This is a genomic window from Rhodopseudomonas sp. P2A-2r (assembly GCF_026015985.1).
Taxonomy (GTDB): domain Bacteria; phylum Pseudomonadota; class Alphaproteobacteria; order Rhizobiales; family Xanthobacteraceae; genus Tardiphaga.
The window spans coordinates 6,373,549-6,389,063 of record NZ_CP110389.1 but is presented as its reverse complement, the minus strand read 5'-3'; the positions used below and the strand labels follow the sequence as shown (position 1 = coordinate 6,389,063).

Here is a 15,515-nt window from a genome sequence, read left to right as displayed (position 1 = left end):
ACGCGGCAGCGTCAGGCGCGGACTTCGGTTCAGGGCTCGCCAGAATGGCCAGTGAGAACCGGAGGAAGCGCAGACGACAGCGCTGCGCGGACGGCGAAGGCGTGTGGTCCTGGTGCCCCGCGTGAGCACCAAGCCCGGTGGAGAGTCCGCGGCAACCCGTCCGTGGAACACCCTCAACCGGAAGCGACGGCGACGAGAAACCGTGTCGGCCGCCGGGGAGAGCACGACATAGACCGTTAACACCACTGCGCGCGGAACGCCGGGTTGATCCCGGTGTGACCGTGGCAAGCCTTGTGCGCTTACTACACTTTGCGCACAAGCCCATGGGTGCATCGGGCACCCGGCGTTCCGCGCGCCCTCTCGATTCGGAGGGCAAGGGAATGCAGCACAGCCCGGACGCGGAGGCGTCGCGGGATTGTCGTTGCTTGGCTGTTTGACAGTTGAATCAGGAAAGCCAAGGCACGTGTCCCGGACGCGCTGCGGCGTGAGCGACGATGCGCAGCATCGTCCGAAACGCTGCTGCGCAGATCCGGCCCAGCTTCTTGATGTCACCAAGCTGGGCTCCGGATCTGCGGCGCACCACGCCGCCAGAAGGCGGCGCGTTGCACCGCGTCCGGGGAACGTGAGCCCGGTCGCGCCGCCCTTACACCCGGATCATGCGCTTGCCGCGGTTCTCGCCGGCGAGCAATCCGATCAGCGCCGCCGGCGTGTTTTCCAGGCCGTCGATGACATCCTCCTGGACCTTGAGTTGTCCCGCGGCGACCCAGGACTGCAACTCGGCCAAAGCGGCGTCGCGCTGGTTCATATAGTCCATCACGATGAAGCCCTGCATGATCAGGCGCTTCACGACGATCAGCCCGGGCACGCCGCGCGGGCCGTGGCCTGCGGCGCGCCGTCATATTGCGAGATGGCGCCGCAGCAGCTGATGCGCCCGCGCAGGTTCATTTGCGCCAGGCAGGCTTCGAGGATCTCGCCGCCGACATTGTCGAAGTACACGTCGATGCCGTCGGGCGCCGCGGCCTTCAGCGCCTTGAACAGGTTGCCGTCCTTGTAGTCGACCGCGGCGTCGAAGCCGAGTTCCGACGTCAGCCAGTGACACTTGTCCTTGCCGCCGGCGATGCCGACCACGCGGCAGCCCTTGATCTTGGCGATCTGGCCGACGATGGAGCCGACCGAGCCGGCGGCCGCGGAGACCACCACGGTCTCGCCGGCCTTCGGCTTGCCGACATCGAGCAGGCCGAAATAGGCGGTCAGTCCGGCGATGCCGTAGACGCTGAGCAGATGGGTCATCGGTTCTAGTTTCGGCATCTTGCTGAGCTGCTTGGCCGGCACCGCGGCAAAGTTCTGCCAGCCGGTATCGCCGAACACGATATCGCCGGCGACAAGCCCCGGCGCCTTCGACGAGATGACCTCGGCGATGCCGCCGCCGGCCATTACCGTATTGGTCTCCACCGCCGCGCGATAGGTCGCGCCATGCATCCACGCCCGGTTGGCGGCGTCGAGCGAGATGTAACGCACGCGCAGCAGGGCCTCGCCGTCCTTCGGCTCGGGAATGGCGCTCTCCGACATCTTGAAGTGTTCAGGCCCGAGCTTGCCGGTGGGCTTCTCGACCAGCAGTACCTGGCGATTGGTTGTGGCGGTCATGGCGTCTCTCCATTGTCGACTGTCGGTTTTGCCCGACAAGCAGGTTTTCAGTCAGAAGAACTTCAAATCCTCGGCGCGGCCGCCGCGCAGCACGGTAAGGTATTCGATCGCCACGAACAGCCCGCCGGCGACATAGATTTTTCGGTTCAACCGGCGCGCCAGTCGCTGGCTGATCTCGATCGCGTCCTCGATGGTGGCGGCGACATGCAGCGTCGCCTGCGGATAAGCGCGCTCCGCCGCAGCCGCGATCAGTTGCACAGCGGCGCCCTTGTGATAGGCGCGGGTGCAGACGATGGTGTCGAAATGCGGCGCCAGCTGCTGCGCGATGTCATCGACGCTCTTGTCGCCGGACACGCCCAGCACGAGAAGCCAGCGCTCGTCGCCATGGATGGCCCGCAGGCTCTTCAGCGCCTGCGCCACGCCATCCGGCGTGTGGCCGACGTCGATCACCGTCAGCGGATCGGCCTGCACCACTTCCAGCCGCCCCGGCCAGCGCGCCGTGCGCAAACCCGCAGCGATGGCAGCGTCGACGGTCTCGTCGGCGTTCGCCGGATGCATCCGCTTCGACCACAGCAGGAAAAGCGCGGCGGCAATGGCGGCGTTGTTGAACTGGAAGTCGCCGAGCACGCTCATCTCGAGCCCGTGGATGCGGTGGCCGCGGAACGACAGGTCGAACTGCTGCCGCGTCGCCGACATCGCCTCGTTGCGGATCGCGATCTGCTCGCGCACGTAGATCGGGGTGACCTCGCGATGGCGAAGATATTCGCCGAGGTGCCGCTGCAGCGGGCGGCAGTTCTCGCCATAGACGATAGTGCCACCGGCGGCACAGGCATCGCTCTTGTCGGAGGCGATCAGCTCCAGCGAATGGCCGAGCAGGTCGACGTGTTCGTAATCCACCGAGGTCACGCAGGTGACGGTCGCGCCGACCAGGCGCACCGGATCGTAGCGGCCGCCAATGCCGGCCTCGAACACCGCGAAGTCGCAGTCGCTCTCCTGGAAGTACAGGCAGGCCAGTGCGAATTGCGCTTCGAAGGCGCCGAACGTTTCGTGCAGCCCGCTGCGGCCGAGATCGACGATGGCGGTGGCGACTCTCAGCATCAGCGCGGCCAGCTCATCGTCGCCGATGGCGACGCCGTCGATCTGGAAACGTTCATTAAAGCGTATGAGATGCGGCGATGTGAACAGCCCGGTGCGCAGGCCGCCGGCGTGCCCGATGCTGGCGGTGAAGGCCGCGGTGCTGCCTTTGCCATTGGAGCCGGTCACCACCACGGAGCGTTGCCGCAGGCGTTCGCGGTCGACGCACAGCGCGGCCAGCAGCGCGGCGAGGCGCGACAGGCAGATGCCCGCGCCGTATTTCGGCAGGTTAAACACCGAGCAGGCCCGTCGCAGCAAAGGTATGCTGCCAGATCGCCAGGATCAGGTCGGCGCGATCGCTGTCCTCGAGAAACCGGATCGACGGATTGGCATTCACTTCGATGATCCTGATGTTGTCGGCCTCGCCCGCGACATCGGTGAACATGTCCACGGCTGCGGCGCGCAGGCCGAGCGCGCGGACGGCCTGTGTCGCCAGGGCAAAGGCGGCACGTTCCGCGCCGGGCGCTTCGAATAGCATGGATCCGCCGGCACTGCGATTCATGCGGCCGGGAATGTCGCGCCGGGAGCCCGCCGGCAGCACGACATCGCTGTCGCCGGACTCTGGCTGCCCCAGCGTGACCGGTGAGAGGCCACGGGATTGCAGGGCGATATCGTGGTCGGCGAGCAGTTCGGAGATGGCGTGCGTCCCGTCGCCCACCAGCGATGGCGGCAGCTTTCGCGCCGAATAGAGGATCCGGTCGTCCAGCACGAAGATCCGGTATTCGCGTCCTGACACGACCGGCTGCAACAGCACCGCATCGTAGTAGCGCGCGACCTCGTCCAGGTAGTCCGCGAGGCCGCTCTCGGTGTCGATCGTCTGCGCAAAATCGCCGCGCGATCCGGCCAGCGGCTTGAGGAAGGCGACGCCGCCGAGCTGTCGGAAACAGGCGACGACATCGGCGCGCTCGTGGCCGGGCGGGCGATGCGCGCGGTGGCGCTCATGCAGGAAGAAATACTGCCCGCCGAGCGTCGGCAGTCCGGCGCGGTCGAGGGCCACCTGGGCGAAGTATTTGTCGCCCGCAAGCGTCGCTGCCGTGGCGGAATTCTGCGGATAGAACGAGCCGCGCCCGGCGCTGAAGCACACGCTGTCGCCGGCCGAGCTGACGCGGAAGACCAGTCCCGTACCCTTGTCGAGCTCCTCGAACCTCAATCCGAACGTGGCGCAGGCAAATTCGGCATAGATCGTCTGGTCGGGGTAGAAGGCGGGTTTTCCGGCCCGGAATTTCTGCAGGCTTGGCATCGGGCACCGGTTTGGCGATCCCCTGCGGGCCGCTCGGTCTGCTTTGTCGGATGGCCGGACACATTACCGGATCGCCGAAGCCGCTTCCACAGCGGAACGCTGCGAAATTTAATGCCGATTTGTGCCTTCACGACGCAAGTTAATTCGCTGTCGCCCTGCGCCCATCGCATGGGTTACCTGCTTTTGGAATTATTCCGCCCGCGAGTCCGAATCCGCAATTGCGCCGCCGGCGAAGTTTGACTAATTGTCCCGTTACGCAAGTGCGAGATGCCGAATTCTTCAATTACTGCAACGGTTTCTTGACCTTTTAGGGCGTGGAACGACAGCTTTGTTCCACAAAAGATACGCAGTGGAAAATCAATCTCATGAGCGCGTTCAATCAAGAGACGATTCTGTCTGTCCAGCATTGGACGGATACGCTTTTCAGCTTCACCGCCACCCGCAGCCCAAGTTTCCGCTTCCAGAACGGGCAGTTTGCCATGATCGGCCTCGAGGTCGACGGCCGCCCGTTGCTGCGCGCCTACAGCATGGCGAGCGCCAACCATGAGGAAGAGCTGGAGTTCTTCAGCATCAAGGTCGCCGACGGTCCGCTGACCTCGCGGCTGCAGAAGATCAAGGAAGGCGACAAGATCCTGGTCGGCCGCAAGGCGACAGGCACCCTGGTTGCCGACAACCTGCTGCCCGGCAAGCGTCTGCTGCTGCTGTCCACCGGCACCGGCCTCGCGCCGTTCGCGAGCCTGATCAAGGATCCCGACATCTACGAGCGCTTCGAGACCGTCGTGCTGGTGCACGGCTGCCGGCAAGTCTCGGAACTCGCCTATGGCGAACGACTGGTCGACAAACTGGCCAAGGACGAACTGTTCGGCGAGCTGATGAAGGACAAGTTCATCTACTATCCTACCGTGACGCGCGAGCCGTTCCGCAACCGCGGCCGGATCACCGACCTGATTACATCGGAGCAGCTGTTCAACGACAGCGGCATGCCGCCGCTGGACATCGCGACCGACCGCATCATGATGTGCGGCAGCCCGCATATGCTGGAGGACCTCAAGGTGCTGCTGGAAACGCGCGATTTCACCGAAGGCAGCCACAATACGCCCGGCCATTTCGTCATCGAGAAGGCTTTCGTCGAGCGCTGATCTTCCGCGAGACATGATTGCACTGCACCGCAAAACCCGCGCCCTGGCGCGGGTTTTGTCATTCGCGGGAGTGGGCAATCCCTGTAAGGATCAATTGATTGTCACTTCCTGCGGTCGGTATCCTGACCCAAGCAGTGTAACAATTGATCGCCCGCGGCCGTAATCGCTGCGCAAATGATGTCACGGATGGGTCTTATGGAAACGTTGATGCTCCCCTTCTCGCCGCGCTTCATCGTTCTGACGATTTGCAGCGTGGTGACGGTGCTCCTGATCGGCATCGCGCTGTCCGACCACAAGGTGTTCGACCTGGTGCTGATCCCGACTTTGGTGTTTGCCGGGCTGACTGCGCTCGGTATCCGCGATCTCGTGCAGAAGGATCATGCGGTGCTGCGCAACTATCCGATTGCCGCGCATCTGCGCTTCCTGCTCGAGGAGATCCGGCCGGAGATGCGGCAGTACTTCTTCGAGAGTGAAAAAGACGGCATGCCGTTCAGCCGCGACACCCGCGCCGTCGTCTACCAGCGTGCCAAGATGGTCCTCGACAAGCGTCCGTTCGGAACGCAGAAGAACGTCTACGAGCAGGGCTATGAGTGGATGCACCATTCGGTGGCACCCAGGCCGCACGCCAGCGAAGCGTTCCGCATCAACGTCGGCGGACCGGACTGCGCCAGACCTTATTCCGCGTCGGTGTTCAACATTTCCGCCATGAGCTTCGGCGCGCTCAGTCCCAATGCCATTCGCGCTTTGAACGCCGGCGCCAGAAAGGGCGGCTTCGCTCACGATACCGGCGAAGGCGGCGTCAGTCCGTATCATGAGGAGATGGGCGGCGATCTGATCTGGGAGATCGGCTCCGGCTATTTCGGTTGCCGCAATCCTGACGGCTCGTTCAATGCGGAGAAATTCGCGAAGGTCGCGGCGAGCGATCAGATCAAGATGGTCGAGCTCAAGGTCAGCCAGGGGCCAAGCCCGGCCATGGCGGCGTGTTGCCGGCGGCCAAGGTGTCCGAGGAAATTTCCCGCATTCGCGGCGTCGGCATGGGCGAGGACTGCATCTCCCCGGCCTACCACAAAGCCTTCTCGACCCCGGTCGGCATGATGGAGTTCATCGGCGAGATGCGGCGGTTGTCCGGCGGCAAGCCGGCTGGCTTCAAGCTGTGTATCGGCCATCCCTGGGAGTTTCTGGCCATCTGCAAGGCGATGCTGCAGACCGGGATCTATCCGGATTTCATCGTCGTCGACGGCAACGAGGGCGGCACCGGTGCCGCGCCGCTGGAGTTCATGGATCATCTGGGCATGCCGATGCGCGAGGGCGTCAATTTCGTCCATAACGCGTTGGTCGGCATCAACGCTCGTGACCGTATCAAGATCGGTGCCTCCGGCAAGATTGCCACCGCCTTCGATGTTGCCCGGGCCATGGCGATCGGCGCCGACTGGTGCAATTCGGCGCGCGGCTTCATGTTCTCTCTGGGCTGCATCCAGTCGCTGAGCTGCCACACCGATCGCTGCCCGACCGGTGTCACCACGCAGGATCCGACCCGAGCCCGCGCGCTGGTGGTGCCTCAAAAGACCGACCGCGTGCATAACTATCACCAGGCGACCTTGCATGCGCTGGCCGAACTGATCGCCGCCGCCGGCCTCGATCACCCGCAGGACATCCGGCCGATCCATTTCTCGCATCGCGATTCCGGCAGCGACGTGCATTCGTTCACGCGGCTTTATCCATCGCTGCGGCCGGGCGAGTTGATCGACGGCACCGGCGACGCCCGCTTTCGCGAAGCGTGGAATATGGCCAGCGCCGAGACGTTTGCGGCGGTGAGCTAGACTGTCGTTCCGGGGCGCGTGCGGCTGACGCCGCCCAGCGCGCCCGCAATGACAGCGATCAGAACTCGCCGTGCAGCCGTCCCGAAAACACCGACACAGGACCGCGGTCGGCATTGTAGGCGGGATTGGTGATCAGCTGGTAGTCGGCGGTCAGAGTCAGCTGCTTGTTGAGCGCGTAGGCATAGTAGGTCTCGAGCACGCGTTCGCGGCGGTAGTTCAACTGGCCATCGCCGATCAGGACGCCCAATCCGCCGGCCGCGATGAAATCGCGATGATCGTTGGACAGTCCGTTGATGGCGCCGCCGATGCCGACGACGTCGTCGGGCCGACCCCAGCGCGTGCCCTTGATCGACGTGCCGAGCGACAGGCTGGAATCAATGTCGGTGAAGGCCATGATCTCGGTCTTGCCGTCGTTCCAGCTCCAGCGCGCGAACAGGCCGACGTCGTCGTCAAGCGCCTGCTCGAGGCTGACGACGTAGCCATACTTGATGCGGCCCTGTCGGGTCTGTGCAATGTCGAGATTGAATGCGCGATTGTTCAGCGTATCGCGATAGCTGCCTGAAAACGCGCTGTTCAGCCAGGCGATCGTCCGGAGTTTTCCGGGCTGCGAGAAGAGCGTGTAGCGTGTTTCCAGTTCGAGCACATAGCTGCCACGTTGCAGAATCTTGGTGTCGAAGTTGTTCGAGTTGGAGACGTCACCCATCAGGAAATAGCCCGCGCGCAAGGCCCATTGCTTCTGGTTCAATTCGGCGGTGGCGCCATAGGTCAGGCCGACCTTGTCGGCGGAATAGTCGAAGGCGCCGGGCGCCCACATCGACCAGTTCATGAAATCCTTGCGGGTGTCCTTGGCGTAGGAATTGCCATCGAAAATATCCATGACTGCAAATTTGCCGGCCTGCACGGTCAGCCTGTTGACATCGACCTTGCCGCCTAGCTGGGTCGGGCCGCTGGCGAGTTCTTCCTGCTCGCCGCCGAATCCCCAAGTCTGGCGCAGGATCAGCCGCGAGGTGTTGTAGTGCGGATAGGGGAAGTTCGATTTTTGCGCCTCGCCGTTGGGAAAACCGGCGGCGCCAACGGTGTTGTTGAGTCCAAATCCCTGCAGCAATTCGGGATTGTAGTAGACCTCGCCGCCCTCCCAGAGCCGCGCATTGAGGAACAGGCTGTTGCTCCAGGTCGCCTGGTACTGCGAGGCTGGCGTGAAGCTGTTGGTGCCGGTGTAGGGCGCGCGGAACGACGGGTAGCCCTGGCCCAGATAGGTCGTCTGGCCGTGAATTTCCCAGCGGTTGGATTCCGGGTCGGTGATGCCGGCCAGCTTCGGCAGACTGCCGGGCGACCAGTCGATCTTGCGGTTGAGCCCGACGCGGAGCATCTGGAAATCTGTCGCGGACTGATACTGCGCGCCGGATGCGAACTGCACATTGGCGTCGCCAAAACGACTGTAGAGATATTCGACGCGCGCCGTCCAATGCGGAGAGAACGCATATTCGACGCCGGCGCCCGCCGCCCAGCCGAGCCGCATGTTGACCTGTTTTTCCCGGTCGCCGACTGTCGGCGTGTTGACAAAGCGCTCGCCGATGAAGGCCAGTCCGCCGGTCGCATAGGTCAGCCACGGGCCGGCAACCATGCCGAGCCGTCCACGCAGGGTGCCGGAGAAATCGACCTGATCGAGAATCTGCGAATTCGCAGAGCCCACGTTTGCGGCGATGGAATTGCCGTCGATATAATTGGGAAACGTCACGTCGGTCTCGAGGCCGAGCAGCACCCCGGATGGCAACTGAAGGTTATAACCGGCCTGCAGGCCGCCGACCGGTCCGCCGAAGCCGTTGCTGACGCCTGTGGCAGCCGGATCGCGCAAGGTCGCGTTGGCGTTACCGCGGCCATAGCCGGCATGGGCGCCGAGGTAGAATCCGGTCCAGTCCACGATCGGCTGCAGCCGGGGCGCCTTGACGGGCATTCCAGGCGCGACGTCTGCGGCCCCTGCCGAGCCGCTGAACACGACCGCGCTGAGCGCGCATCCAATCCAGAGGCGCTTCATGAACGGATCCAGGGGGTCGAAAGGGCTCATGCCTGTGTCATTTCCGATTTTGCCTGTCCCGAACGTCGGTCGGGCCAGTGGCGTCGCGCTTGGTCCGCGCAACGAATGAGAGCACGCGCGGTCCGTCTGGCTTGCCGCATCGCACAATTGCCTCAAACGCCGGCGGAACCCAACCAGTGTCTCGCGACCATGCCCAAATATAAATGCAACTAATTCGCAAGAGCAACAAGCAATTGCGTCTATGCTCCTGAATGGCATGCGAGTGTGACGGTTGGGTCACAATCGGCTCGCAAGGACCCGGGCGAGAGACGGTGGTCAAAAGATGACCCGCCCGGGGGGACAACCGGGCGGGTCGGTGCGACACGGGGTGGATGAGGCGCCCGTGCCGGACGCGAATCCACATCGATCAGATCAGGGCTCAGTAGTTGCAGGTGCGGACGCGGCCGACATAATTACCGTAGGCATCGAACTGACGGACCCAGCCGCAGCGGCGATAGGCGTAGCCATTGCCGTAACCGTAGTAGCCGGTCTCGCTGGCGGCGATGGCGCTGCCGACGGCAACCGCACCGAGCACGCCGGCGGCGACGCCGAAACCAACGCCGGGACCCTTGGCCTGGGCCTGTTGTGTGGACGACGCGACGGTACCGGTGACAGCGAGCGCGGCGAGGGCGAGAGCAGCAAGCTTGGACTTGATCGACATGGGAAACTCCATCCTGTTGAAGCGGCCATCGTGGTCCGCATGACAGTTGGTCGAAGCGTTTCCGGAGCGGGTTCGAAACTGCATCATGGAAATTTGGTTTCAGCCGCGTGTCGTCGTGGTGCGATCCGCGCGCGGCACGAAACAGTTGCCGCAGTGCTACCGGCCTGCGTCGGGCCTGTTTGCCAACGCCGCCAGATCGAAGCGGCCGACATCGGCCAGCAATTCGCAGAAGGCGCGCGCGCCATGGTCGAGCAGCGCCTCGCCCTTTTCCGCCGAGGCCTGGGTGGCATCGCCCACCGCGCCGCTCACATGCAAATCCTCGGTCTGCCAGGCGAACGGTGCCGGGCGATGCGCGGACAGCCAGCGAAAATCCTTGTCCATGGACGCAGTCGCGGCGGGGAAATCTGCGATCTTGTCTCGACGCACATGCTGCGGATACGCCGCCAGCATGATCGATGTCTCCACCGCGCCGCCGTGAATGCCGTGGCGCAGCTCGTCGGCGGTGAACAGGCCGTCCGGCGCGCCGAAGCGATTCCATCCGGTGGTTACCGCGAGCATGCCGTGGCGGGCACGCAGATCCTGCGCCACCAGCGTCATCGCCGCGCTGTTGCCGCCATGGCTGGTGACCATCACGAGCTTTCTGATGCCGGCTCGGGCGAGGCTTTCGCCGATGGCCATCCAGCCTTGCAGCGCCGTCTCGGTGGTCAGCGTGAGCGTGCCCGGAAACGCCAGGTGTTCGGTGGAAATGCCGACCGGCTGCAGCGGCAGGAAGGTGGCGGGCAGGGCGGCCGGCAGCAGGCTGCGAACACGGGCGAGATAGGCCTCGGCGATCAGGACGTCGGTGCCCACCGGTAAATGCGGACCGTGCTGTTCGGTGGCAGCCAGCGGCAGCACGGCGATCCATTGCGCCGTGTCGGTGGCTGCCATGTCGGGCCAGTGGATCCCGGTCCAGTCGCGGGAGGGAACGTCAGAAGTCATCGCACGAAATGTTTCTTTGGCTGAATTCGCAGGGTAATTTGTCGCGGTTTCCCACCGTGGGTGGTCAATTCGGCCCGGGGCCTGTACCACCCGGCTGGCTTCATCATGGGCCAAAACGATCAACGGAGTCCAATCATGAGCCCGCTTTGTCTGCTGCGAGCGTTAACATTTGGCGCGCTGGCCATGCTGGCCGCGCCGGCGCACGCAGAAACGCTCGACAAGGTGACGTTCGGCACCAACTGGGTCGCCGAGGCGGAGCATGGCGGCTTCTTTCAGGCCGTCGCTGACGGAACCTACAAGAGCTACGGGCTCGACGTGACCATCGTGCCGGGGGGCCGAACATCAACAACGGCATCCTGCTGGTGGCCGGCAAGCTCGATTTCTACATGAGCGCCAACACCCTGAAGTCGTTCGACGCGGTCACCAACAACGTGCCGCTGGTCACTGTCGCTGCGATTTTCCAGCGGGACCCGCAGGTATTCCTGGTGCATCCCAATCCCAAGGTGACCAAGCTCGAAGACCTCAAGCCGCTGACCATCTTCATCTCCAAGGAGGAGTCGCCGGCTACTTCCAGTGGATGAAGAACGAATTCGGGTTCAGCGACAACAAGGTCAAGCCCTACACCTTCAACGCGCAGCCGTTCCTGGCCGACAAAAACAGCGCCATGCAGGGCTATGTCACCTCCGAGCCTTTCGTGGTGGAGAAGCAGGCCGGCTTCAAGCCGACGCTGATCCTGCTCGCGGATTATGGCTTCGATGGTTATTCCACGCTGATCGAGACCCGGCGCGACCTGATCGACAAGAAGCCCGACCTGGTGCAGCGCTTCGTCGATGCCTCGATCATCGGCTGGTACAATTATCTCTACGGCAACAACAAGCCGGCCAACGACCTGATCAAGAAGCTCAATCCGGAAATGACCGACGACGTGCTGGCCAATTCGGTCGCCAAGATGAAGGAATATGGCATCGTGGATTCCGGCGACAGCCTGCGCGACGGCATCGGCGCCATGTCCGAAGCCCGCGTCGCCAGCTTCTTCGACAAGATGTCGCGCGCCGGTGTGGTCAAGCGGGATATCGATTTCCGCAAGGCCTACACGCTGCAGTTCGTCAACAAGGGCGTGGGCCTGGATCTGCGGTCGAAGAAATAACGCCGTGACCGGTCCCGCTTTGCCAGATCTCCCCGCAGCCGCGCCGGCAGGCGTGTCGGTGAGCCTGCGTGGCGTCACCAAGGTCTATGACAATGGACTCCGGGCACTCGGCCCGCTCGACCTCGATGTCCGCAGCGGTGAATTCGTTTCGCTGCTGGGATCGTCGGGCTGCGGAAAGTCCACCGCGTTACGACTCATCGCCGGCCTGTCGGCGCCGACCGCGGGCACGGTGCAGGTGTCGACCCGCGCCACCGGCCACGCCATCGGTTTCGTGTTTCAGGAGCCGACCCTGATGCCGTGGAGCAGCGTGCGCGACAATGTCCGGCTGCCGCTGAAGCTGGCTCGTGAGCCGCGGGGAGCATCCGATCGGCGCGTCGACGCCGCGCTGGCGCAGGTCGGTCTCGGCGAATTCGCCGACGCCTTTCCGCGCGAATTGTCCGGTGGCATGAAGATGCGGGTGTCACTGGCGCGGGCGCTGGTCACCGATCCCGATATCCTGCTGATGGACGAGCCCTTCGCTGCGCTCGACGAGATCACCCGCTTCAAGCTCAACAACGACCTGCTGGCGCTGTGGCGTCAATTGCGCAAGACCGTCATCTTCGTCACCCATTCGGTGTTCGAGGCGGTCTATCTGTCGCAGCGGGTGATCGTGATGAGCCAGCGCCCCGGCCGCGTCAGCGCGCAATTCCCCATCGAGGCGCCGGAGCTGCGCGACGACGATTTCCGCACCTCGGTTGCCTATGCCACCCGTTGCCGCGATGTCTCGCTGGCACTGGCTGAGGCCGGTGACGCCGGGAGTGGCGCATGAGCGCGCTGGAAAAGGTGCCGGATCTGTCGATCGAGTCCGAGGTTGCGCGCAACGGCCGTGGTCGCTGGGCTCAGATCGTTCTGCCGGTCGTCGTCCTGCTGGCCGGCATTGCGGCCTGGGATCTGGCGGTCCGTCTCAACGGCATCCCGCCCTATCTGCTGCCCGGTCCCGGGCTCGTGTTCCGCACGCTGATCGCCGACTGGTCGATCCTGTCGGAATCGCTCGGCGTTACGCTGCTCACCGCGTTGGAAGGCTTCATCGCCGCGGCCATCGGCGGCGTGGCGCTGGCGCTGCTGTTCAGCCAGTCGAAGTGGCTGGAATATTCGCTGCTGCCCTATGCGATCGTGCTGCAGGTGACGCCGGTGATCGCCATCGCGCCGCTGATGCTGATCTACCTGCCGCAGCAGACCGCTGTCGTGGTGTGCGCCTGGATCGTGGCGTTCTTTCCAGTGCTGGCGAACACGGCGCTCGGCCTGCGTTCCGTGGACCGGAACCTGGCCGGCCTGTTTCAGCTCTACGGCGCATCGCGCATGCAGACCCTGCTGTATCTGCAGCTGCCGGCGGCGCTGCCGCTGATGCTGGGCGGATTGCGTATTGCCGGCGGATTGTCCCTGATCGGCGCGGTCGCCGCCGAAATCGCGGCCGGCGCCGCAGGAGCCGGCTCGGGGCTTGCCTACCGGATCTCGGAATCCAGCTACCGGCTCAACATTCCCCGGATGTTCGCCGCCTTGCTGTTGCTCTCTGCCGCAGGGATTGTCATTTATATGCTCCTCGCGCTGGCCTCGCATCTGATGTTGCGGCGATGGCATGAGAGTGCACTGCGAAAGGAAAATTGATGGCTACGGGAATTTCGTCGGAAAAGATCGATCTGCTGATCTACGGGCCGAGCAAGGCCACGGTCGACAAGGGCTTTTCCGATCAGTACGTGCTGCACAACGCCGAAACCCAGCACGATCTCGAGCGGGTGCCGGCGGACGTTGCCGCGCGTATCCGCGGCATCGCCGTCACCGGCCAGGTGCCGGTCAACAGCGCCGTGCTGTCGGCCTATCCGAAGGCCGAGATCGTTTCCAGCTTCGGCGTCGGCTACGACCACATCGACGCCAGATATGCCGCCGACCACAACATCATCGTCACCAACACGCCGGATGTGCTGACCGAGGAAGTGGCCGACACCGCGCTCGGCCTGTTCATCGCGACCGCACGCGAATTCATCAAGGCGGATCGCTATGTCCGCTCCGGCCTGTGGCTGACGCAGCCTTATCCGCTCACCGTCGGCTCGCTGCGCGATCGCAAGGTCGGCATGGTCGGCATGGGCCGCATCGGCCAGGCCATCGCCCGCCGCCTCGACGCTTCGCTGGTGCCGGTGGTGTATCATTCGCGCAAGCCGGCGGACGGCGTTGCCTACAAGCACTATCCGAACCTCATCGAGATGGCGAAGGCGGTCGACACGCTCATCGTCATCACGCCGGGCGGGCCGTCCACCGCCAACCTGGTCAATGCCGAGGTGATGAGTGCGCTGGGTCCGCGCGGCATCATCGTCAACGTGGCGCGCGGCTCGGTCATCGACGAACCGGCGCTGATCGCGGCGTTGAAATCCGGAACCATTCTGGCGGCCGGGCTCGATGTCTTCGCGCAGGAGCCGAAGGTGCCCGACGAACTGCGCGCCATGCAGAACGTCGTGCTGCTGCCGCATGTCGGCTCGGCCTCGGTGGTGACGCGCAACGCCATGGATCAGCTGGTCGTCGACAATCTGAAAGCCTGGTTCGCCGGCAAGGCGCCGATGACCCCGATCCCGGAGACTCCGGTCAAGGGCCGCTGACCATGCGCACCGCGTCCTGCTTCGGTTTCGTTCTGGCGACTGCGGCCATGCTGGCCGGATCGCCAGCGCCGGCGCAGGACGCCAGCCTGAACAAGAGCATGATCGGGCAGTGGGAACTGTCCACCACCGAGCGCAGCAAGACCTGTGTGGTGACGATAAAGCCCGATGTCGTGCCGCGCGGCCTCAAGCTCGAACTCGAACCGGATTGCGCCAAGGCGTTGCCGTTCACCGGCGCCATCAAGAGCTGGAGCATCAAGGGCCTCGATATCGTGCGGCTGCAGGACGCCGCGGGCGAGCCGGTGATCGACTTCACCGAGGTCGAGAGCGGGATCTTCGAGGGGTTGCGCAGCGGCGAGGGCGTCTACATCCTGCAGAACCTTGCGGCCGCGCGCTCGCTGGCGAAGTCGATGGATCAGATGATCGGCGACTGGTCGATGGTCCGCGGCAACGGCAGCGTCGTCTGCGGCCTGACCCTGACCAACACCGAAGCCGCGCAGGACAGTTTTGCCGTCTTCCTCAAGCCGCGCTGCGATCCCACGGTCGCCAAATTCAATCCGACGCTGTGGCGGCTGGAGCGCGGCGAGTTGCAGATGATGTCGTCAAGCGGCGAGGTCTGGCGCTTTGAGGCCGACGACAACGCGCAATGGCGGCGTGTGCCGGACAGTGCCGATCCGCTGATATTGTTGCGGAATAATTAGGGCTCGTTCCATCGAGGTTACCTCATCCTGAGGAGCGGTCGGCTTCGACCGCGCCTCGAAGGATGGCTGCATGGTCCTAATGGTTCGAGACGCGCGCAAGAGCACGCTCCTCACCATGAGGGGCCGTGGTGGGGACCCAGAACAAAGCGTTCAGATCAGCTTCAGGCCCTTCAAGCTCGCATGCCCGTTCTTGCCGACGATGATGTGGTCGTGCACCGCGATCCCCAGCGGTTTTGCGACATCGATCACTGACCGTGTCATCTGCACGTCGGCCTGTGACGGCGTCGGGTCGCCGCTGGGATGATTGTGCAGGAGTCTTCTTCTCTCACGTAACGTATTGAAAATTAATCGTT

General features: G+C 64.0%; 10 protein-coding genes and 4 pseudogenes. 7 read left to right on the top strand and 7 right to left on the bottom strand.

Annotated features, from left to right (window positions below):
- Positions 1-643: 643 nt before the first annotated feature.
- From ONR75_RS30690 to ONR75_RS30680, 3 genes and pseudogenes are all read right to left on the bottom strand, one after another.
- Positions 644-1,644, bottom strand: a pseudogene (locus tag ONR75_RS30690) (NADP-dependent oxidoreductase).
- 51 nt (positions 1,645-1,695) lie between these two features.
- Positions 1,696-3,036 (bottom strand): bifunctional folylpolyglutamate synthase/dihydrofolate synthase, encoded by a 1,341-nt coding sequence (locus tag ONR75_RS30685; protein ID WP_265080566.1) that lies wholly within the window; start codon positions 3,034-3,036, stop codon positions 1,696-1,698.
- Positions 3,008-4,018: an ATP-grasp domain-containing protein gene (locus ONR75_RS30680; RefSeq protein WP_265080565.1), complete on the bottom strand. Its 1,011-nt coding sequence runs from the start codon at positions 4,016-4,018 to the stop codon at positions 3,008-3,010. Before ONR75_RS30680 ends, ONR75_RS30685 begins: the two co-directional genes overlap by 29 nt.
- A 365-nt stretch (positions 4,019-4,383) precedes the next feature.
- On the opposite strand from ONR75_RS30680, the gene ONR75_RS30675 reads away from it, so the two are divergent.
- Entirely contained in the window at positions 4,384-5,157 is a 774-nt protein-coding gene (locus ONR75_RS30675) for a ferredoxin--NADP reductase (protein WP_265080564.1), read from the top strand.
- A gap of 195 nt (positions 5,158-5,352) precedes the next feature.
- Positions 5,353-6,977 (top strand): annotated as a pseudogene (locus tag ONR75_RS30670) (FMN-binding glutamate synthase family protein).
- Positions 6,978-7,035: 58 nt separating this feature from the next.
- Here ONR75_RS30670 and ONR75_RS30665 read toward each other — a convergent pair.
- The 3 genes from ONR75_RS30665 to ONR75_RS30655 form a co-directional block, all read right to left on the bottom strand.
- Positions 7,036-9,012 (bottom strand): carbohydrate porin, encoded by a 1,977-nt coding sequence (locus ONR75_RS30665; protein ID WP_413776403.1) that lies wholly within the window; start codon positions 9,010-9,012, stop codon positions 7,036-7,038.
- Between the two features lie 418 nt (positions 9,013-9,430).
- A complete protein-coding gene (locus tag ONR75_RS30660; protein ID WP_265080563.1) occupies positions 9,431-9,712 on the bottom strand; it encodes a hypothetical protein in 282 nt (93 codons plus the stop codon).
- Positions 9,713-9,868: 156 nt separating this feature from the next.
- Complete coding sequence (locus ONR75_RS30655) at positions 9,869-10,690, bottom strand: creatininase family protein (RefSeq protein ID WP_265080562.1); 822 nt, start codon at positions 10,688-10,690, stop codon at positions 9,869-9,871.
- A gap of 135 nt (positions 10,691-10,825) precedes the next feature.
- Between ONR75_RS30655 and ONR75_RS30650 the strand changes: the two are divergent.
- The 5 genes and pseudogenes from ONR75_RS30650 (at position 10,826) to ONR75_RS30630 (ending at position 15,162) form a co-directional block, all read left to right on the top strand.
- Positions 10,826-11,837, top strand: a pseudogene (locus ONR75_RS30650) (ABC transporter substrate-binding protein).
- A 4-nt stretch (positions 11,838-11,841) separates the two neighbouring features.
- Positions 11,842-12,645, top strand: coding sequence for an ABC transporter ATP-binding protein (locus tag ONR75_RS30645; RefSeq protein WP_265080561.1), 804 nt, complete (start codon positions 11,842-11,844; stop codon positions 12,643-12,645).
- Positions 12,642-13,481 carry an ABC transporter permease gene (locus ONR75_RS30640; RefSeq protein ID WP_265080560.1) on the top strand — a complete coding sequence of 280 codons (840 nt, stop codon included), beginning with the start codon at positions 12,642-12,644 and terminating at the stop codon, positions 13,479-13,481. Before ONR75_RS30645 ends, ONR75_RS30640 begins: the two co-directional genes overlap by 4 nt.
- On the top strand, positions 13,481-14,464 hold the full coding sequence (locus ONR75_RS30635; RefSeq protein WP_265080559.1) for a 2-hydroxyacid dehydrogenase: 984 nt from the start codon (positions 13,481-13,483) through the stop codon (positions 14,462-14,464). The genes ONR75_RS30640 and ONR75_RS30635 overlap by 1 nt, the downstream gene beginning before the upstream one ends.
- A 2-nt stretch (positions 14,465-14,466) precedes the next feature.
- Positions 14,467-15,162, top strand: a complete 696-nt coding sequence (locus ONR75_RS30630) for a protease inhibitor Inh/omp19 family protein (protein WP_265080558.1) — start codon at positions 14,467-14,469, stop codon at positions 15,160-15,162.
- Between the two features lie 150 nt (positions 15,163-15,312).
- Here the strand turns inward: ONR75_RS30630 and ONR75_RS30625 are convergent.
- A pseudogene (locus ONR75_RS30625) lies at positions 15,313-15,477 on the bottom strand (JAB domain-containing protein); the annotation flags it as partial.
- Positions 15,478-15,515 lie beyond the last annotated feature (38 nt).